This is a genomic window from Alteriqipengyuania sp., from assembly GCF_964222115.1.
In the GTDB taxonomy this organism is placed as follows: domain Bacteria; phylum Pseudomonadota; class Alphaproteobacteria; order Sphingomonadales; family Sphingomonadaceae; genus Alteriqipengyuania.
This window is the reverse complement of record NZ_CAXQBM010000010.1, coordinates 1-16282: the sequence shown is the minus strand read 5'-3', so window position 1 is coordinate 16282 and position 16282 is coordinate 1. Positions and strand designations below refer to the sequence as shown.

The 16282-nt window shown below is 62.7% G+C and carries 28 protein-coding genes; all 28 read right to left on the bottom strand.

The annotated features are described in order from the left end of the window. A partial coding sequence (locus ACEQXE_RS01085) for a DNA-directed RNA polymerase subunit alpha (RefSeq protein ID WP_370177040.1) occupies positions 1 to 888 on the bottom strand: 888 nt, incomplete at its 3' end. A gap of 115 nt (positions 889 to 1003) precedes the next feature. Further along, entirely contained in the window at positions 1004 to 1393 is a 390-nt protein-coding gene (gene rpsK, locus ACEQXE_RS01080; protein WP_010234721.1) for a 30S ribosomal protein S11, read from the bottom strand. A 60-nt stretch (positions 1394 to 1453) separates the two neighbouring features. Further along, positions 1454 to 1822: a 30S ribosomal protein S13 gene (rpsM, locus tag ACEQXE_RS01075; RefSeq protein ID WP_370177039.1), complete on the bottom strand. Its 369-nt coding sequence runs from the start codon at positions 1820 to 1822 to the stop codon at positions 1454 to 1456. Between the two features lie 355 nt (positions 1823 to 2177). Next, entirely contained in the window at positions 2178 to 2894 is a 717-nt protein-coding gene (locus ACEQXE_RS01070) for an SRPBCC family protein (RefSeq protein ID WP_370177038.1), read from the bottom strand. A 69-nt stretch (positions 2895 to 2963) separates the two neighbouring features. Then, entirely contained in the window at positions 2964 to 3611 is a 648-nt protein-coding gene (locus ACEQXE_RS01065; protein ID WP_370177037.1) for an adenylate kinase, read from the bottom strand. Positions 3612 to 3673: 62 nt separating this feature from the next. Then, positions 3674 to 5038 carry a preprotein translocase subunit SecY gene (gene secY, locus ACEQXE_RS01060; protein ID WP_370177036.1) on the bottom strand — a complete coding sequence of 455 codons (1365 nt, stop codon included), beginning with the start codon at positions 5036 to 5038 and terminating at the stop codon, positions 3674 to 3676. Positions 5039 to 5144: 106 nt separating this feature from the next. Beyond that, on the bottom strand, positions 5145 to 5690 hold the full coding sequence (gene rplO, locus ACEQXE_RS01055) for a 50S ribosomal protein L15 (RefSeq protein WP_370177035.1): 546 nt from the start codon (positions 5688 to 5690) through the stop codon (positions 5145 to 5147). A gap of 94 nt (positions 5691 to 5784) precedes the next feature. Beyond that, entirely contained in the window at positions 5785 to 5964 is a 180-nt protein-coding gene (gene rpmD / locus ACEQXE_RS01050; RefSeq protein WP_370177034.1) for a 50S ribosomal protein L30, read from the bottom strand. Between the two features lie 6 nt (positions 5965 to 5970). Beyond that, positions 5971 to 6807, bottom strand: a complete 837-nt coding sequence (rpsE, locus tag ACEQXE_RS01045) for a 30S ribosomal protein S5 (RefSeq protein WP_370177033.1) — start codon at positions 6805 to 6807, stop codon at positions 5971 to 5973. After that, the gene (gene rplR / locus ACEQXE_RS01040) at positions 6807 to 7151 is read right to left on the bottom strand and encodes a 50S ribosomal protein L18 (protein ID WP_370177032.1); all 345 of its coding nucleotides are present in this window, start codon (positions 7149 to 7151) and stop codon (positions 6807 to 6809) included. The genes rpsE and rplR overlap by 1 nt, the downstream gene beginning before the upstream one ends. 1 nt (position 7152) lies before the next feature. Continuing rightward, the gene (gene rplF, locus ACEQXE_RS01035) at positions 7153 to 7686 is read right to left on the bottom strand and encodes a 50S ribosomal protein L6 (RefSeq protein WP_370177031.1); all 534 of its coding nucleotides are present in this window, start codon (positions 7684 to 7686) and stop codon (positions 7153 to 7155) included. Beyond that, positions 7686 to 8081, bottom strand: a complete 396-nt coding sequence (gene rpsH, locus ACEQXE_RS01030) for a 30S ribosomal protein S8 (RefSeq protein ID WP_115493165.1) — start codon at positions 8079 to 8081, stop codon at positions 7686 to 7688. The genes rplF and rpsH overlap by 1 nt, the downstream gene beginning before the upstream one ends. Positions 8082 to 8091: 10 nt before the next feature. Beyond that, complete coding sequence (gene rpsN / locus ACEQXE_RS01025) at positions 8092 to 8397, bottom strand: 30S ribosomal protein S14 (RefSeq protein ID WP_342531707.1); 306 nt, start codon at positions 8395 to 8397, stop codon at positions 8092 to 8094. Positions 8398 to 8422: 25 nt separating this feature from the next. Further along, on the bottom strand, positions 8423 to 9007 hold the full coding sequence (gene rplE / locus ACEQXE_RS01020) for a 50S ribosomal protein L5 (protein ID WP_370177030.1): 585 nt from the start codon (positions 9005 to 9007) through the stop codon (positions 8423 to 8425). After that, on the bottom strand, positions 9000 to 9320 hold the full coding sequence (rplX, locus tag ACEQXE_RS01015) for a 50S ribosomal protein L24 (RefSeq protein WP_370177029.1): 321 nt from the start codon (positions 9318 to 9320) through the stop codon (positions 9000 to 9002). Before rplX ends, rplE begins: the two co-directional genes overlap by 8 nt. Beyond that, positions 9320 to 9688 carry a 50S ribosomal protein L14 gene (rplN, locus tag ACEQXE_RS01010; RefSeq protein WP_115493169.1) on the bottom strand — a complete coding sequence of 123 codons (369 nt, stop codon included), beginning with the start codon at positions 9686 to 9688 and terminating at the stop codon, positions 9320 to 9322. Before rplN ends, rplX begins: the two co-directional genes overlap by 1 nt. A gap of 61 nt (positions 9689 to 9749) precedes the next feature. Next, positions 9750 to 10052: a 30S ribosomal protein S17 gene (rpsQ, locus tag ACEQXE_RS01005; RefSeq protein ID WP_370177028.1), complete on the bottom strand. Its 303-nt coding sequence runs from the start codon at positions 10050 to 10052 to the stop codon at positions 9750 to 9752. A gap of 10 nt (positions 10053 to 10062) precedes the next feature. Beyond that, positions 10063 to 10269 carry a 50S ribosomal protein L29 gene (gene rpmC / locus ACEQXE_RS01000; protein ID WP_370177027.1) on the bottom strand — a complete coding sequence of 69 codons (207 nt, stop codon included), beginning with the start codon at positions 10267 to 10269 and terminating at the stop codon, positions 10063 to 10065. Then, on the bottom strand, positions 10266 to 10703 hold the full coding sequence (gene rplP / locus ACEQXE_RS00995) for a 50S ribosomal protein L16 (protein WP_370177026.1): 438 nt from the start codon (positions 10701 to 10703) through the stop codon (positions 10266 to 10268). Before rplP ends, rpmC begins: the two co-directional genes overlap by 4 nt. A gap of 21 nt (positions 10704 to 10724) precedes the next feature. Continuing rightward, complete coding sequence (gene rpsC, locus ACEQXE_RS00990; protein ID WP_370177025.1) at positions 10725 to 11420, bottom strand: 30S ribosomal protein S3; 696 nt, start codon at positions 11418 to 11420, stop codon at positions 10725 to 10727. A 1-nt stretch (position 11421) separates the two neighbouring features. Continuing rightward, complete coding sequence (rplV, locus tag ACEQXE_RS00985) at positions 11422 to 11799, bottom strand: 50S ribosomal protein L22 (protein WP_370177024.1); 378 nt, start codon at positions 11797 to 11799, stop codon at positions 11422 to 11424. After that, a complete protein-coding gene (gene rpsS, locus ACEQXE_RS00980) occupies positions 11799 to 12074 on the bottom strand; it encodes a 30S ribosomal protein S19 (protein WP_115493175.1) in 276 nt (91 codons plus the stop codon). The genes rplV and rpsS overlap by 1 nt, the downstream gene beginning before the upstream one ends. A gap of 6 nt (positions 12075 to 12080) precedes the next feature. Next, positions 12081 to 12917, bottom strand: coding sequence for a 50S ribosomal protein L2 (gene rplB / locus ACEQXE_RS00975; protein WP_370177023.1), 837 nt, complete (start codon positions 12915 to 12917; stop codon positions 12081 to 12083). Positions 12918 to 12934: 17 nt separating this feature from the next. After that, on the bottom strand, positions 12935 to 13243 hold the full coding sequence (locus tag ACEQXE_RS00970; RefSeq protein WP_370177022.1) for a 50S ribosomal protein L23: 309 nt from the start codon (positions 13241 to 13243) through the stop codon (positions 12935 to 12937). Continuing rightward, positions 13236 to 13859 carry a 50S ribosomal protein L4 gene (rplD, locus tag ACEQXE_RS00965; RefSeq protein WP_370177021.1) on the bottom strand — a complete coding sequence of 208 codons (624 nt, stop codon included), beginning with the start codon at positions 13857 to 13859 and terminating at the stop codon, positions 13236 to 13238. Before rplD ends, ACEQXE_RS00970 begins: the two co-directional genes overlap by 8 nt. A 2-nt stretch (positions 13860 to 13861) precedes the next feature. Further along, complete coding sequence (rplC, locus tag ACEQXE_RS00960; protein ID WP_370177020.1) at positions 13862 to 14698, bottom strand: 50S ribosomal protein L3; 837 nt, start codon at positions 14696 to 14698, stop codon at positions 13862 to 13864. Between the two features lie 216 nt (positions 14699 to 14914). Further along, positions 14915 to 15226: a 30S ribosomal protein S10 gene (gene rpsJ / locus ACEQXE_RS00955; protein ID WP_010234663.1), complete on the bottom strand. Its 312-nt coding sequence runs from the start codon at positions 15224 to 15226 to the stop codon at positions 14915 to 14917. 147 nt (positions 15227 to 15373) lie between these two features. Next, a partial coding sequence (gene tuf / locus ACEQXE_RS00950) for an elongation factor Tu (protein ID WP_370177019.1) occupies positions 15374 to 16282 on the bottom strand: 909 nt, incomplete at its 5' end.

The window sequence follows — 16282 nt, the reverse complement described above, 5'->3', positions numbered from 1 at the left end:
GCGCAGCATCTCTGCTTCGGACTTCTGGATAAGGTCACCAATGTAAACAATGTTGTCGTTCTTCAGGCAGTTTGCCGAGCGAACAGACAGTTCAAGCTCATCGACTTTCTTGAGCAGGACCGGGTTGAAGCCGAGATCGGTTTCTTCGGTCTGCGTACCCGTATCAACGGTTGGCTCTTCGAAGTTGATGAACAGTTGCAGCTGGTCCTGCAGGATGCGCGCGGCATAGGCCACCGCGTCCTCGGGCGTGACGGTGCCGTCGGTCTCGATCGTCAGCGAAAGCTTGTCGTAGTCCAGTTCCTGGCCGACACGGGCGTTCTCGACCTTGTAGCTCACCTGCTTGATCGGCGAGTAAAGCGAATCGACCGGGATCAGGCCGATCGGCGCATCCGCCGGACGGTTCTGTACCGCAGCGACATAGCCCTTACCGACGTCCGCGGTCAGTTCCATGTTGAGGTTCGCGCCCTCGTCCAGCTGGCAGATCACGAGATCCTTGTTCATGATCTCGATATCGCCCGACACGGCAATGTCGCCCGCCTTCACGGCGCCGGGGCCGGTCGCGGAAAGCTGCAGCCGCTTGGGGCCTTCGCCTTCCATCTTGAGCGCGATCTGCTTCACGTTCAGGACGATATCGGTCACGTCCTCACGCACGCCTGCAAGCGAGGAGAACTCGTGCAGCACGTTCTCGATCTTGATCGAGGTGATGGCGGCGCCCTGGAGGCTCGACAGGAGCACGCGGCGCAGCGCGTTGCCAAGCGTCAGGCCGAAGCCACGCTCAAGCGGCTCGGCAACGAAGGTCGCCTTGCGCTTCTTGTCGCTGCCGGAGTCCTTCAGTTCGAGGGAGGTGGGCTTTTTCAGTTCCTGCCAGTTCTTGGTGTTGACGGCCATGGATGTCCCCTAGGAATGCAAGATCGGCTGTGGCCGGGCACTTTCTATAAAAAAGCGCGTCCGGCCTGAGAATGGTCGGCGGTGAGAGAAGCTCCCGCCGCCGGGCAGGATCGGATCAGACGCGGCGCCGCTTCGACGGGCGAACCCCGTTATGCGGGATCGGCGTCACGTCGCGGATGCTGGTGATGGTGAAGCCCACCGCCTGCAACGCGCGCAACGCACTCTCGCGGCCCGAACCCGGGCCCTTCACTTCGACTTCAAGCGTGCGCACGCCATGTTCGGCGGCCTTCTTGCCGGCATCGTCTGCGGCGACCTGCGCGGCATAGGGCGTCGACTTGCGGCTGCCCTTGAAGCCCATCATCCCTGCGCTGGACCAGCTGATCGCGTTGCCCTGCGCATCGGTGATGGTAATCATCGTGTTGTTGAAGCTGGCGTTCACGTGCGCGACGCCGCTGGAGATGTTTTTCCGCTCGCGGCGCCGGATGCGGCCTGGTTCGCGTGCCATGTGATGTTCCCCTTAAGGAAAGAAAGCTGAAGAGACGGAAGGAAGCGCTATGAAAGGCGCTTACTTCTTCTTGCCGGCGATCGGCTTTGCCTTGCCCTTGCGGGTGCGCGCATTAGTGTGCGTGCGCTGGCCGCGAACGGGCAGACCGGCACGATGGCGCAGGCCGCGGTAGGAACGAAGGTCCATCAGACGCTTGATGTTCATCGCGGTCTGACGACGCAGGTCGCCTTCCACCGTATGCTCTTCGTCGATCGTTTCACGGATGCGCAGAATTTCCTCGTCGGTGAGGTCCTGCACGCGGGTCTTGTGATCAATGCCGAGCTTGTCGGCGATCTTCACCGCAGTGGTGCGGCCAATTCCGTGAATATAGGTCAGCGCGATAATCACGCGCTTGTTGGTGGGGATGTTTACCCCGGCAATACGAGCCACTTACTTCTCCATGCTCCACAGGGGCTTATGACCATTTTGAGGGGCCGCCCCTATCTCATCGCGAGTTTCATCGATCCACTGCGCCACCGCCATCCGGGACGGACGAAAACCGGCAGGCAACAAGACCAGGCCGGTTATGCAGTGATGCACTGAATCGGACGAACGGCGCACATAGGCGCGAGGAGGCGCAGCGTCAACAGCTACGCAGCATTAATCGCGCAGGCGCATCCCGAGGCCTCGCGAAATCAATCACTGTTGGGAATCTATCGCCAGAGAGCGGGTCTGTCAAAACCGGCGGAATCGCTTTTCCCCGCACAGCGCCCGGCTCGTCGCACGCGTTTGAGCGCCGGACCCGCTAGCGCCCTTCCCCTGGAATCAGCTCCACGTCATCCTCTGCTTCGTCGGCTCCGCTGTCTTCGGCGTCTTCCATGCCGCTACCGAAGGCCGAATCGAACGCGCTCGGCTTTTTCGCCTCTTCCGGCTCTTCCGCTTCGTCCACCATGGGCCCACCGAGTTTCTCCGCAAGCCCCAGGGCCTGCTGGCCGATCACACCGTCGACCGCCTTGGAAATCTGCGGCACTTCGAAGCGCATCGTACCGCCGACGACATATTCCCACACGATTCGCGTACCGACGATTTCATCCGCATTCTCGATCGGCTGCATGGTTATCGTCATCACCCCGTCGACCGGCTCGCTCTGCAAAGGTCCGAGCCCGCCGCGCATGCGCAAGACCTTCCGCGGCACCGCCTGCACAACCATCATGTGCTGCACGCTGCCTTCCAGCCCCATTGTCTCGCCCTTGTCCTCTGCCGGGATGCGTTCGCAGAAGCAGCCTCCCGCCTGTGGCGTGAGCATCATGTTGGAGGCGTCGGCAGACCACGTATGCGCATCGTTCCACCAGTCACCCGGGGCGATCAGCGCGAGCCATGCATCTTTCGGTTCCGCCGCGACATCCACCGCATGACGGCTGACGAAATGGGTTTCGGACTGCTCGACGACCTCGGCATGCGCGGAGGTGGCGGCCAGCGCAGACGCGGCCATCAGGGTAGGGAAAATGGCGGGGCGGATCATCGAATGGCTCCTCATTATCGCACCGCTATTCCACGAGCGCGCGCCAAAGGGAACCGCCAAGGACGATCGTCAGTCGGCGATCAGCGCGTCGATGCTCTCGGTAACGTCGGTGATGGAGCCCATGCCATCGACCCGCGAAACCAGCCCCTGCTCTTCGTAATAAGGCAGGATCGGCGCGGTTTCGGAGCGGTAGACCTGCATCCGATGGCGCACGGTCTCCTCGTTGTCGTCGGGCCGGCGCTTAAATTCGGTGCTGCCGCACTTGTCGCACACGCCTTCTGTCGCGGGCTGCTTGTGCCGGTCGTGATAGCCCTCGCCACACTTGGCGCAGGTGAAGCGGCCGGTGATACGATCGACCAGCGCATCCTCGTCGACCTGCAGCTCGATCACGCGGTCGAGCTTGCGCCCATGCTTGGCAAGCAGTTCATCGAGCTGTTCGGCCTGTGCGCGGGTACGCGGATAGCCATCGAAAATCGCGCCGGTGGCATCGGGCATAGCGGCAAGTTCGGCATCGATCAGGGCAGAGACGATTTCGTCCGACACCAGCTCGCCCCGATCCATGATCGCCTTGGCCTCCATGCCGACCGGAGTCTGCGCCTTCACCGCAGCGCGCAACATGTCGCCGGTCGAAAGCTGGCGCATTCCGTGCTGCGCAACCAGACGGTGCGCCTGCGTCCCCTTGCCTGCCCCGGGAGGGCCGAGAAGAATGATGTTCATGATGCCTCGTTCCCCTCGCGGTGCACGCTCGACACAATCGGCCCTGAGGCCGACAGGCTACGCTAGCGCAACCGCCCCTTCAATTTGGCCTTCTTGATGAGATCGCCATACTGGTGCGCCAGCAGGTGCGACTGGATCTGGCTGATCGTATCCACGGTCACATTGACGACGATCAGCAGGCTGGTGCCACCAAGGAACAGCGGGATGCCCGTCTGCGCGATCATGTATTCCGGCAGCACGCAGACCAGCGTCAGGTAGGCGGCACCCACCACGGTGATGCGCGTCAGCACATAATCGAGATATTCCGACGTGCGCTTGCCCGGGCGAATGCCGGGAATGAACCCGCCGTTCTTCTTCAGGTTGTCTGCCGTCTCCTCGGGGTTGAACACGACGGCGGTGTAGAAGAAGCAGAAGAAGATGATCAGCACGGCATACAGCCCCATGTAGAGCGGCCGGCCATGCTGGAGGTAGAAGTTCAGCTGGTTGATGACATACCCCATCGTGCCATCGGGATCGACCGAGTTACCGGCGAACTGGCTGATGGTGAGCGGCAGCAGCAGCAACGAGCTGGCGAAGATCGGCGGGATGACACCCGCAGTATTGATCTTGAGCGGCAGGTGGCTGCGATCCGCCTGCATCATGCCGCGTTGCGTCGCCCGCTTGGGATACTGGATCAGCAGGCGGCGCTGCGCGCGCTCCATGAAGCTGATGAACAGGATCAGGCCCACGATCATCACGATGAAGCCGATGATGACACCCGCACCGATTGCGCCTGTCCGCCCGCCTTCGAACATGTTGCTCGTGAAGCTGGGGAACTGGGCGACGATGCCCGCCATGATGATCAGCGAAACGCCGTTGCCGATGCCGCGGGCAGTGATCTGCTCGCCCAGCCACAGCAGCAGCATGGTGCCGCCGACAAGGCTGATGACCGCGCCGACGCGGAACATGATGCCCGGGTCCACCACGGCCTGCAGCCCGCTTTGCGCGCCATAGCTTTCGAGACCCGTGGCAAGGAAATAGCCCTGGATCACGCACAGGAACACCGTGCCGTAACGGGTATACTGGTTCAGCTTCTGGCGCCCGGTCGCGCCTTCTTTTTTCAGCGCCATCAGCGTGGGATGCAGCGCCGAAGCCATCTGCACCACGATCGAGGCGGTGATGTAGGGCATCACGCCCAGCGCGATCAGGCTCATACGCTCCAGGCTGCCGCCGGAGAACGTGTTAAACAGGTCCAGCACGCCGCCGCGCGTCTGGTCGTAAAGCTCGCCCAGGATCTGCGGGTTGACGCCCGGCAGCGGCACGAAGCTGAGGAAGCGGAACACGATCAGCGCAAGGATCGTGAACCAGATGCGCTGGCGCAGCTCGGTGGCTTTGGAGAAGTTCGCCAAGCTCAGATTGGAGGCGAAGTTATCGGCGCGTGATGCCATGGGAAATTATCGATCCTGCATTTGTCGGCGGCCCGTGGCCGCCCCCGTCGCGCAGTAGATAGGATGCGGGTGGCTCAATGTCGAACCCCCGCACCCCAAATGCTTGTTAACCGGCCTTCTTGCCAGCCTTCTTGGAGGCCTTGTTGGCTTCCGTGCGGGCCGACTTCTTTTCGCTTTCCGGCTGTGCCGCAGCGATCACTTCGACCTTGCCGCCAACCTTCTCGACCGCTTCGATCGCGCCCTTGCTGGCACCGGCAACCGTGAAGGTCGCCTTGGTGGTCAGCTCGCCCTTGCCGAGCAGGCGGACGCCATCCTTGCCACCGCGCGCAAGGCCAGCAGCCTTCAGCGCCGCGTGATCGATGTCTTTCTTGGCGTCGAGCTTCTTGGCGTCGATGAACTTCTGCACCATGCCAAGGTTTACCTCGGCATAGTCCTTCCCGAAGGGGTTGTTGAAGCCACGCTTCGGCAGGCGCATGTGGAGCGGCATCTGGCCGCCTTCGAAGCCCTTGATGGCCACGCCTTCACGGCTCTTCTGGCCCTTCTGGCCGCGTGCCGCGGTCTTGCCCTTGCCCGAGCCGATGCCCCGGCCCACGCGCATGCGATCCTTGCGGGCGCCTTCGTTGTCGCTGATGTCGTTGAGTTTAAATGCCATGGTGCACTCGCTTTCGCTTTTCTTCGCGCTGATAAAATGGAAACGGCCCGCTACTACCAGCGGGCCGCCGCCGTCAATTCCTGTCGAGGGCGGTTTAGCCTTCGACCACCTCTACCATGTGCGGCAGCTTCTTGATCGCGCCGCGCACTTCGGGGGTGTCTTCCAGTTCGACGACCTTGTGCATCTTGCCAAGGCCCAGGCCGATCAGGATCTTCTTCTGGCTTTCGGGACGCCGGATGGGCGAACCGATCTGCTTCAGCTTGATCTTAGCCATCGATGATTACTCCACTACCGCCGCGGCATCCGCCTCGGCTTCGGCTTCGCTCGCGCCGCCACGGGCCAGCAGGTCGGCAACCTTCTTGCCGCGACGCTGAGCCACCGACTTGGGCGAGCTCTGATCCTGCAACGCATCGAAGGTGGCGCGGATCATGTTGTAGGGGTTGGAGGTGCCGACCGACTTGGTCACCACGTCGGCCACACCCAGGCTTTCGAACACGGCGCGCATCGGACCACCGGCGATGATGCCGGTACCCGGAGGCGCGGTGCGCACGGTGACCTTGCCGGCACCGAAACGGCCCTTGCCGTCGTGGTGCAGCGTGCGGCCTTCCTTCAGCGCGACGCGGATCATGTGCTTGCGCGCAGCGGCCGAGGCCTTGCTGATCGCTTCGGGCACTTCGCGCGCCTTGCCGTGGCCGAAGCCGACCCGGCCCTGACCGTCACTGACGACGACCAGCGCAGCAAAACCGAAGCGCTTACCGCCCTTCACCGTCTTGGAGACGCGGTTAATGTGCACCAGCTTTTCGATGATGCCGTCGTCTTCTTCCTCGCGCTTGCCGCGACGATCGTCACGACCGCGACCACGCCCACGGCCACCGCCTTCGCGGTTGCCACCGCCACGGCCACCACGGCCCTGGCGTTCCTGCGGCTTGCCTGCCTCACCCTGCGCGGGCGACTGGTTGTCGGCCGCTTCGGACGGAGTATCGGCCACGGCGGGCTCTTCCTTCGTCACGGCATGCTGCGTTTCCGCATCGGCCTTGACCTCTTCGGTCTTGGCTTCAGCTTCCGGCGCGGCGGTTTCGTTTTCCGTTTCCGGGGTTTTCTTGTCGTCAGCCATCATCAGAACTCCAGCCCGCCTTCGCGAGCGGCATCGGCCAGCGCCTTGACGCGGCCATGGAACAGGAACCCGCCGCGATCGAACACGACCGTGGTCACGCCGGCCTTCTTGGCGGCGTCGGCGATGTTCGAGCCGACCGTCTTGGCGGCGTCGATATTCGCGGTCGAACCCTTCACGCCCAGCGTCGATGCGCTGGCGAGCGTCTTGCCCGCCGCATCGTCGATGATCTGCGCGTAGATGTGCTTGCCCGTGCGGTGGACCGACAGGCGCGGCTTGCCACCGGCATGCTTGCGGAGCGCGGTGCGCACGCGCTGGCGGCGGCGTTCAAAGAGAGAAAGCTTTGCCATCTTACTTCTTCTTCCCTTCCTTGCGGAAGATATATTCGCCCTGGTACTTGATGCCCTTGCCCTTGTACGGCTCGGGCTTGCGCCAGCGGCGGATCTCTGCGGCGAACTGGCCGACGGACTGCTTGTCGATCCCGCTGATGATGACCGTGGTCTGATCGGGCGTTTCCACCTTCAGGCCTTCGGGCACATCCAGATCGACATCGTGCGAATAGCCGAGCTGAAGCTTCAGCTTCTTGCCCTGCGCCTGCGCACGATAACCGACACCGCTGATCTGCAGCGTCTTGGAAAAGCCTTCGGTCACGCCTTCGACCAGGTTCGAAACCAGCGTGCGCTGCATGCCCCAGTGGCTGCGTGCAGGCTTGGTATCATTGACCGGGTTCACCGCGATCGAGCCGTCTTCCAGCTTGTATTCGACGAGGTCGGACAGGCCCATGGTGAGCGTGCCCTTCGGACCCTTCATCGAAAGGGTGCCATTGTCGATCTTGGCTTCGACCCCGCTCGGGATCGCAACCGGCTTCTTGCCAATGCGGCTCATCAGAACACCTCCGCCAGCACTTCGCCACCGACGTTCTGGCTGCGCGCTTCCGCATCGGAGAGCACGCCGCGCGGCGTCGAGACGATCGTGATGCCAAGGCCATTGCGCACGGTCGGCAGCTCGCGGCTGGCCGAATAGATGCGCCGTCCCGGCTTGGACACACGGGCGACATGCTTGATCGCAGGTTCGCCTTCGAAATATTTCAGTTCGATCCGCAGCGCCTTGTGCTTGCCGCTGTCGTCTTCGCTGTAACCACGAATGTAGCCTTCGCGCTGGAGCACTTCGAGCACGTTCGCGCGCAGCTTGGACGCCGGCGACAGGACGGAGTCCTTCTTCGCCTGCTGGCCGTTGCGGATGCGGGTGAGCATATCACCCAGGGGATCGGTCATCGCCATTGTCTAATCCTCACCAGCTCGACTTGGTCAGGCCGGGAATCAGGCCCTTATTGCCCAGATTCCGCAGCTCGATGCGGTTGATGCCGAACTTGCGGTAGTAGCCGCGCGGGCGGCCAGTGGTGGAACAGCGGTTGCGCACCCGGGTCGGGTTCGCATTGCGCGGCAATTCGGCCATCTTGAGCCGGGCCATCAGGCGCTCGGTCTCGTCGGCGTCCTTGTCGTCCGCGATAGCTTTCAGCTTCGCGTACTTGTCCGCGTACTTCTTGACGAGAGCCTTGCGCTTCTCGTTCTTGTTGATGGAACTCAGTTTCGCCATTGGACTTAAGCTCTCCTCAAGCGGCTTACGCCGCTTCCTTCTCTTCGTCGGCCTTTGCTTCGGCCGGGAACGGGAAACCGAACAGGCGCAGCAGTTCGCGCGCTTCTTCGTCGGTCTTCGCGGTGGTGGTCACGATGATATCCATGCCCCGGACCTTCTCGATCTGGTCGTAGGAAATCTCGGGGAAGATGATCTGCTCTTTCAGGCCCATGGCGTAGTTGCCACGGCCATCGAAGCTCTTCGGGTTCAGGCCACGGAAGTCGCGGATACGCGGCATCGCAACCGTCACCAGGCGATCGAGGAATTCGAACATCCGATCGCGGCGCAAGGTGACCTTGCAGCCGATCGGCATGCCTTCACGCAACTTGAACTGCGCGATCGATTTCTTGGCCTTGGTGATGACGGGCTTCTGGCCCGCGATCAGCGCCATTTCCTCAGCAGCAACCTGGACCTTCTTCTTGTCCTGGCTGGCTTCGCCCACGCCCATGTTGAGCGTGATCTTTTCGAGGCGCGGAACTTCAAGGCGGTTCTTGTAACCGAACTTCTCGGTCATCGCCTTGACGATCTGGTCCTCGTACTTCGACTTCATGCGGGGGCTATAATCAGCCATCGATCGTCTCCCCGGATTTCACCGCGACGCGCACTTTCTTGCCGTCACGCTCTTCGATCCGCACGCGGGTCGGCTTGCCGTCCTTGGGATCGGCCACCGCGACCTTCGCGATGTGCATCGGCGCTTCGTAGCGATCGATGCCGCCCTGCGGGTTGCTCTGGTCGGGCTTGCGGTGACGGGCGATCATGTTGACGCCTTCCACCACGACCTTGCCGTCCTTCGGCATGACCTTGGCGACCGTACCGGTCTTGCCCTTGTCCTTGCCCGAAAGCACGACGACATTGTCGCCCTTCTTGATCTTCGCCATGCCCATTACAGCACCTCCGGTGCGAGCGAGATGATCTTCATGAACCCGCGGCCGCGCAGTTCGCGCACCACCGGGCCAAAGATACGGGTGCCGATCGGCTCTTCGCTCTTGTTCACGAGTACGGCCGCGTTGGAATCGAAGCGAATCACGCTGCCGTCGGGACGGCGCACGTCTTTCCTGGTGCGAACGATCACCGCGCGGTGCACGTCGCCCTTCTTCACCTTGGCACGCGGCTGGGCTTCCTTCACGGAAACCACGATCACGTCCCCGACACTCGCGAAACGGCGCTTCGAGCCGCCCAGCACCTTGATGCACTGGACACGCTTGGCGCCGCTGTTGTCCGCGACGTCGAGATTGGACTGCATCTGGATCATCGATCCGGTTCCTTCTCAATGGCTTGCCAGAACCAGTCTGGCAGTTCCTAAAACGTCTAACTTAGTCTGCCGCGCCGGGGGTGGCTTCGGCCACGTCCAGGTTGGCTTCGACCGCCTGCACACCGCCCGAGACAACCCGGTCCTTCACGGCCCAGGTCTTGGTCTTCGAAATCGGTTTGGTTTCCTCGATCCGCACGATGTCGCCGAGCTGGTACTCGTTCTGCTCGTCGTGGGCGTGGTACTTCTTCGAACGGCGGATGATCTTTCCGTAAAGCGGGTGCTTCACCTTCCGTTCGACCAGCACGGTCACGGTCTTGTCGGTCTTCGTGGAGGTGACCGTACCGATCAGAATACGCTTTGGCATAGGTCTCTCCTCAGGCCTTGGCAGCAGCGCGAGCACGCTCGCCCTGCAACGTCTTGATGCGCGCGATCGTGCGGCGGACCTCCTGTACGCGAGCGGGACGCTCGAGCTGGTTGGTCGCGGCCTGAAAGCGCAGGTTGAACGCTTCGCGCTTGAGCTCGGTGAGCTCCGCGGTCAGCTGGTCGTCGCTCTTGGCGCGAAGATCTTCGGTGGTGCTCACTGGTCGCCTCCCAGGTGCGAGCTGTCGCCCAGGCGAGCGACAACCTTGGTTTTGACCGGCAGCTTCATCGCCGCACGCTCGAACGCTTCGGCAGCGAGCGGACCCGCCACGCCATCGAGTTCAAACAGGATGCGGCCCGGCTTCACGCGCGCGGCCCAGTATTCGACCGAGCCCTTGCCCTTACCCTGCCGGACTTCGGCAGGCTTCTTCGACACCGGCACATCCGGGAACACGCGGATCCACAGACGCCCCTGGCGCTTGATGTGGCGCGTGATCGCACGGCGCGCGGCCTCGATCTGGCGGGCGGTGATACGCTCCGGTTCCATCGCCTTCAGCCCGTAAGAGCCGAAGTTCAGTTCGGTACCGCCCTTGGCATTGCCCTTGATCCGGCCCTTGAAGGCCTTGCGGTACTTGGTTCGTTTCGGTTGCAGCATGGCTTTTTCCTAATCCTGCAATCAGCGCGCGGGCCGGACGCCGGAAGTCTGCGCTTCCATCATCAGGCGGTCTTGCGCGGTCGGATCGTGGGCGAGGATCTCACCCTTGAAGATCCAGCACTTGATGCCGATGATCCCGTAGGCGGTCAGCGCCTCGGCTTCGGCATAGTCGACGTTCGCACGCAGCGTGTGGAGCGGAACGCGGCCTTCGCGATACCATTCCACGCGGGCGATTTCGGCACCGCCAAGGCGGCCGCCGCACACGATCTTGATGCCTTCGGCACCCAAGCGCAGCGCGGACTGCACGGCGCGCTTCATCGCACGGCGGAAGGCCACACGGCGCACCAGCTGGTCGGCAATGCCCTGCGCGACGAGCTTGGCATCGATTTCCGGCTTGCGGATTTCGACGATGTTCAGCTTCACTTCGCTTTCGGTCATGCGCGAAAGCTTGGTGCGCAGCTTCTCGATGTCGGCGCCCTTCTTGCCGATGATGACACCGGGGCGGGCCGCATAGATCGAGATGCGGCACAGCTTGGCCGGACGCTCGATAACCACCTTCGAGATCGCGGCCTGCGGCAGCGTGTCGACGATGTACTTGCGGATCTCGATGTCTTCCTTGAGCAGCTTGGCATAGTCGCGCCCTTCGGCGTACCAGCGGCTGTCCCAGGTGCGGTTGATCTGCAGACGCAGACCGATCGGATTGCTCTTCTGACCCATCTTATGCGTCCTCGACTTCGCGCACGACGATGCGCAGGCGGCTGAAGGGCTTCAGGATGCGGGTCGACTTGCCGCGACCGCGCGTGTGGAAGCGCTTCATGGTGATCGATTTGCCGACGCTGGCTTCGGCCACCACGAGGGCGTCCACGTCCAGGTCGTGGTTGTTCTCGGCATTGGCGATCGCGGAGGCGAGCACCTTGCTCGCGTCCTTGGCCATCGCCTTCTTCGAAAAGGCGAGGATGTTCATCGCCTCTTCGGCCTTCTTGCCGCGGATCAGCTCGGCAACGAGGTTCAGCTTCTGGGCCGACCCACGGATCGTGGTGCCGACTGCCAGCGCCTCGTTATCGGCGACGCGACGCGGAGCTTTCTGCTTGCTCATCAGCGCTTGCCTTTCTTGTCGGCGGCGTGGCCCGGGAAGGTGCGCGTGGGCGCGAATTCACCGAGCTTGTGGCCGACCATCTCTTCCGAGACGGACACGGGAATGAACTTGTGGCCGTTGTAGACGTTGAACGTGAGCCCAACGAACTGCGGCAGGATGGTGGAGCGGCGCGACCAGGTCTTGATCGGCGCGGTGCTGGTCTTTTCCTGTGCGTCCTCTGCCTTCTTGAGAAGGCTGAGTTCCACGAACGGACCTTTCCAAACGGAACGAGCCATGTGCGATTACCTCTTCTTCTTCGCGTGGCGCGAACGGATGATCATCTTGTCCGTCTGCTTGTTCTTGCGGGTGCGGGCGCCCTTGGTCGGCTTGCCCCACGGGGTCACCGGATGGCGGCCACCGCTGGTCTTGCCTTCACCACCGCCGTGGGGGTGATCGACCGGGTTCTTGGCAACACCGCGGGTCAGCGGACGACGGCCCTTCCAGCGCGTACGGCCGGCCTTGCCGAAGTTCTGGTTCTGGTTGTCGGGGTTCGAGACCGCGCCAACCGTGCCCATGCAGTCCGAACGCAGGTAACGCTGCTCGCCCGAGTTCAGGCGAACGATCACCATCCCGCGGTCACGACCGACCAGCTGCACATAGGCACCGGCCGAACGTGCGATCTGGCCACCCTTGCCCGGCTTCATCTCCACATTGTGGATGATGGTGCCGACCGGCATGTTGCCCAGCGGCATCGCATTGCCCGGCTTGGTGTCGACCTTCTCGCCCGCGATCACCTTGTCGCCAACGGCGAGGCGCTGCGGAGCGATGATGTAGGCCAGCTCTTCGTCGGCATACTTGATCAGCGCGATGAAGGCAGTGCGGTTGGGATCGTATTCGATCCGCTCCACGGTGCCTTCCACGTCCCACTTGCGGCGCTTGAAGTCGATGTACCGATACTTCTGCTTGTGACCGCCCGCGATCCCGCGGCTGGTGACGTGGCCCTTGTTGTTGCGACCGCCCGTCTTGCGCTTGCCTTCGGTAAGCGCCTTGACCGGCTTGCCCTTGTAGAGCCCGGACTTGTCGACCAGGATCAGGCCGCGACGGGCCGGGCTGGTCGGTTTGTAGTTCTTGAGTGCCATGGTCCTGTCCTAGCTCCTCAGACGCCGCTCGTGACGTCGATGCTATCGCCGTCCTTGAGGGTGACGATCGCCTTCTTCACGTCGGTCCGCTTGTAGGGCTTGCCCTTCCAGCGCTTGGTCTTGCCCTTGGTGACGATGGTGTTCACGCCGGCGACCTTCACGTCGAACAGCGCTTCCACTGCGTCGCGGATCTGCGGCTTGGTGGCGTCGTTCGACACCTTGAACACGACCGCGTTGTTCTCCGAGGCGAGCGTGCTCTTCTCGGTAATGTGCGGCGCAAGGATCACGTCGTAGTGCCGCGCGTCGATTGCGTCTTTCTTAGCCATTGAAGCGCGCCTCCAGCTTTTCGACCGCATCCTTGGTGAGGACCAGCGTGTCGTGCTTCAGGATGTCGTAAACATTGGCGCCCATCGCGGGCAGCACGTTGACGCCCGGCAGGTTGCCTGCAGCGAGGCGGAAACCGTCGTTGACGGCGTCGCCATCGATAAACAGCACCTTGCCGTTGTAGCCAGCCTTGTCGAAGTGACCCTTCAGCGCCTTCGTCTTGGCGTCCTTCAGCTCCAGGCTGTCGACCACGACCAGGCCATCCTTGGCCTTGCTCGAGAGCGCCATGCGCAGGCCGAGCGAACGGATCTTCTTGTTCAGCGAAGGATCGAAGTCACGCTTGCGCGCGCCGTGTGCCTTGCCGCCGCCGATGAAGATCGGAGCGCCGCGATCGCCGTGGCGAGCGCCGCCCGAACCCTTTTGGCGACCGAACTTCTTGCCCGTGCGTGCCACGTCCGAACGCTCGCGCGTCGGGCGGGCAGTCGCGCGGCGCTTTTCCAGCTGCCACGTGACGACACGGTGAAGGATATCGGCGCGAGGCTCGACACCGAAAACGGCGTCGTTGAGCTCGATCTCGCCGGCTTTCCCGCCGTCGATTTTCTGTACCGCGATCTTCACGATCAGGACTCCTTGCCTTCGGTGCCGTCGGTCTCTGCGCCGGCATCCTGCTGCTGCATCAGCTTTTCCTGCTGTTCGGGCGTCACTTCGGTGTGCACTTCGTGCTCCGCCGCGCTCTCGACCAGACCGGCATCGGCATCGTCCGACCTGGTTTCGTCGGCGTTGCGACGCATCGCACCGGGGAACGGCGCATCGGCCGGCATCGGCAGCTTCACCGCGTCGGCAACCAGCATCCAGCTGTTCTTCGCGCCGGGCACGGAGCCCTTCACGAACAGCAGGCCACGCTCTGCATCCGTACGGACGATTTCGAGGTTCTGCTGCGTACGCAGGCGGTCACCCATGTGGCCGGCCATCTTCTTGTTCTTGAAGACGCGGCCCGGATCCTGGCGGTTACCCGTCGAACCGTGCGAACGGTGCGACAGCGAAACGCCGTGCGTGGCGCGCAGACCGCCGAAGCCCCAGCGCTTCATGGCACCGGCAAAACCCTTGCCCTGCGTGTAGCCCTGCACGTCGACCTTCTGGCCGGCGATGAAATGATCGGCGGTGATCGTCGCGCCGACGGGAAGGAGACCTTCCTCGCTCTCGACACGGAATTCCGCGACCTTCATCTTCAGCCCGACTTCCGCCTTCGCGAAGGCTTCGCGCTGCGGCTTGTTGACGTTCTTCTGCTTTGCTTCGCCCGAACCGACCTGGACGGACCAGTAGCCGTCGCGGTCCTGTGTGCGAGTGCCGGTGACCTGGCAGCCTTCCAGCGCGAGGACGGTAACGGGCACGTGCCGGCCATCCTCCTGGAACAGGCGGGTCATCCCGACTTTCTTGGCGACTACGCCAGTACGCATCGTAAAACTCCTAAACAGAGGCACCCCGGCCCATCCGAGGTGCTTGATGGATCGCTCTCACTCGACCCCAGCCCAGAATTTCGATGCATCGCCCCGTCCGGGCTGATTGCGCTCTTTGCCGCTAAGGCATGGAGCGCGAGACGGGAGACGCAGCCCGGATAAAATCCGGCGGTATCTCTATGTCCCGTGCGGCGGGCGCCGCACGAACAAACCAGCTTAGGCCAGCTTGATTTCCACGTTCACGCCCGCAGCCAGATCGAGCTTCATCAGCGCGTCGACCGTCTGGGCGTTGGGCTGCACGATGTCGAGCAGCCGCTTGTACGTGCGCACCTCGAACTGCTCGCGCGACTTCTTGTCGATGTGCGGGCCGCGGTTCACGGTGAATTTCTCAATGCGCGTCGGCAGAGGAATGGGTCCACGAATAAGCGCGCCGGTGCGGCGGGCCGTATCCGCGATCTCGCCCGTTGCCTGGTCGAGCACGCGGTGATCGAAGGCCTTGAGGCGAATACGGATATTCTGTGCGTCCATGTCCTAAGTCTACCAATGCGAAAGAGCCGAGGGCCGAAGCCCAAAAATAAAGGAACCGCCCCACCAAACCGAAGTCTCCGGTGAGGGGCGGCCCCCGTGAATTCCGACCGGCGGGAAAACGAATCCCCGCCGGTGGAGGCGCCTATATTACGCCGTGATCTTGCTGACAACCCCCGAACCGACGGTGCGGCCACCTTCGCGGATTGCGAAGCGAAGGCCTTCATCCATCGCGATCGGTGCGATCAGCTTGACCGAGATGGTCACGTTGTCGCCCGGCATCACCATTTCGGTGCCTTCGGGAAGGATCACTTCGCCGGTCACGTCGGTGGTGCGGAAGTAGAACTGCGGGCGGTAGTTGGCGAAGAACGGCGTGTGACGGCCACCTTCGTCCTTCGACAGCACGTAGACTTCGGCGCTGAATTCGGTGTGCGGGGTAACCGAACCCGGCTTCGCGAGGACTTGGCCACGCTCCACCTCTTCACGGCCAACACCGCGGATCAGGGCACCGATGTTGTCGCCGGCCTGGCCCGAATCGAGCAGCTTGCGGAACATTTCGACGCCGGTCACGGTCGTCTTGGTGGTGTCCTTGATGCCGACGATTTCAACTTCGTCGCCAACGTTCACGATGCCGGTTTCGACACGGCCGGTCACAACCGTACCGCGACCCGAGATCGAGAACACGTCTTCGATCGGCATCAGGAATGCCTGGTCGACCGGACGGTCGGGCTGCGGGATGTGCTCGTCAACGGCCTTCATCAGCTCGATGATCGAATCCTTGCCGATGTTGTCGTCGCGACCTTCGAGAGCGGCCAGAGCCGAACCCTTGACGATCGGAATATTGTCACCGTCGAAGTCGTACGCGCTCAGCAGTTCGCGAACTTCCAGTTCGACCAGCTCGAGGATTTCCTCGTCGTCGACCTGGTCGACCTTGTTCAGGAACACCACGATGGCCGGGACGCCGACCTGACGGGCGAGCAGGATGTGCTCGCGGGTCTGCGGCATCGGGCCGTCGGCAGCGGACACCACCAGGATCGCGCCGTCCAGCTGAGATCGGAA

Bases quoted from the DNA above. Each gene is read 5' to 3' on its own strand.
- rpsK (WP_010234721.1), bottom strand. From the start codon at position 1,393: ATGGCACGCGAACCAGGCCGCATCCGGCGCCGCGAGCGGAAAAACATC.
- ACEQXE_RS01070 (WP_370177038.1), bottom strand. From the start codon at position 2,894: ATGATCCGCCCCGCCATTTTCCCTACCCTGATGGCCGCGTCTGCGCTG.
- ACEQXE_RS01065 (WP_370177037.1), bottom strand. From the start codon at position 3,611: ATGAACATCATTCTTCTCGGCCCTCCCGGGGCAGGCAAGGGGACGCAG.
- secY (WP_370177036.1), bottom strand. From the start codon at position 5,038: ATGGCATCACGCGCCGATAACTTCGCCTCCAATCTGAGCTTGGCGAAC.
- rplO (WP_370177035.1), bottom strand. From the start codon at position 5,690: ATGGCATTTAAACTCAACGACATCAGCGACAACGAAGGCGCCCGCAAG.
- rpmD (WP_370177034.1), bottom strand. From the start codon at position 5,964: ATGGCTAAGATCAAGCTGAAGCAGATCGGTTCGCCCATCCGGCGTCCC.
- rpsE (WP_370177033.1), bottom strand. From the start codon at position 6,807: ATGATGGCTGACGACAAGAAAACCCCGGAAACGGAAAACGAAACCGCC.
- rplR (WP_370177032.1), bottom strand. From the start codon at position 7,151: ATGGCAAAGCTTTCTCTCTTTGAACGCCGCCGCCAGCGCGTGCGCACC.
- rplF (WP_370177031.1), bottom strand. From the start codon at position 7,686: ATGAGCCGCATTGGCAAGAAGCCGGTTGCGATCCCGAGCGGGGTCGAA.
- rpsH (WP_115493165.1), bottom strand. From the start codon at position 8,081: ATGGCGATGACCGATCCCCTGGGTGATATGCTCACCCGCATCCGCAAC.
- rpsN (WP_342531707.1), bottom strand. From the start codon at position 8,397: ATGGCGAAACTGAGTTCCATCAACAAGAACGAGAAGCGCAAGGCTCTC.
- rplE (WP_370177030.1), bottom strand. From the start codon at position 9,007: ATGGCTGATTATAGCCCCCGCATGAAGTCGAAGTACGAGGACCAGATC.
- rplX (WP_370177029.1), bottom strand. From the start codon at position 9,320: ATGGGCATGGCGAAGATCAAGAAGGGCGACAATGTCGTCGTGCTTTCG.
- rplN (WP_115493169.1), bottom strand. From the start codon at position 9,688: ATGATCCAGATGCAGTCCAATCTCGACGTCGCGGACAACAGCGGCGCC.
- rpsQ (WP_370177028.1), bottom strand. From the start codon at position 10,052: ATGCCAAAGCGTATTCTGATCGGTACGGTCACCTCCACGAAGACCGAC.
- rplP (WP_370177026.1), bottom strand. From the start codon at position 10,703: ATGCTGCAACCGAAACGAACCAAGTACCGCAAGGCCTTCAAGGGCCGG.
- rpsC (WP_370177025.1), bottom strand. From the start codon at position 11,420: ATGGGTCAGAAGAGCAATCCGATCGGTCTGCGTCTGCAGATCAACCGC.
- rplV (WP_370177024.1), bottom strand. From the start codon at position 11,799: ATGAGCAAGCAGAAAGCTCCGCGTCGCGTCGCCGATAACGAGGCGCTG.
- rpsS (WP_115493175.1), bottom strand. From the start codon at position 12,074: ATGGCTCGTTCCGTTTGGAAAGGTCCGTTCGTGGAACTCAGCCTTCTC.
- rplB (WP_370177023.1), bottom strand. From the start codon at position 12,917: ATGGCACTCAAGAACTACAAACCGACCAGCCCGGCCCGTCGCGGCCTG.
- ACEQXE_RS00970 (WP_370177022.1), bottom strand. From the start codon at position 13,243: ATGGCTAAGAAAGACGCAATCGACGCGCGGCACTACGACGTGATCCTT.
- rplC (WP_370177020.1), bottom strand. From the start codon at position 14,698: ATGCGTACTGGCGTAGTCGCCAAGAAAGTCGGGATGACCCGCCTGTTC.
- rpsJ (WP_010234663.1), bottom strand. From the start codon at position 15,226: ATGGACGCACAGAATATCCGTATTCGCCTCAAGGCCTTCGATCACCGC.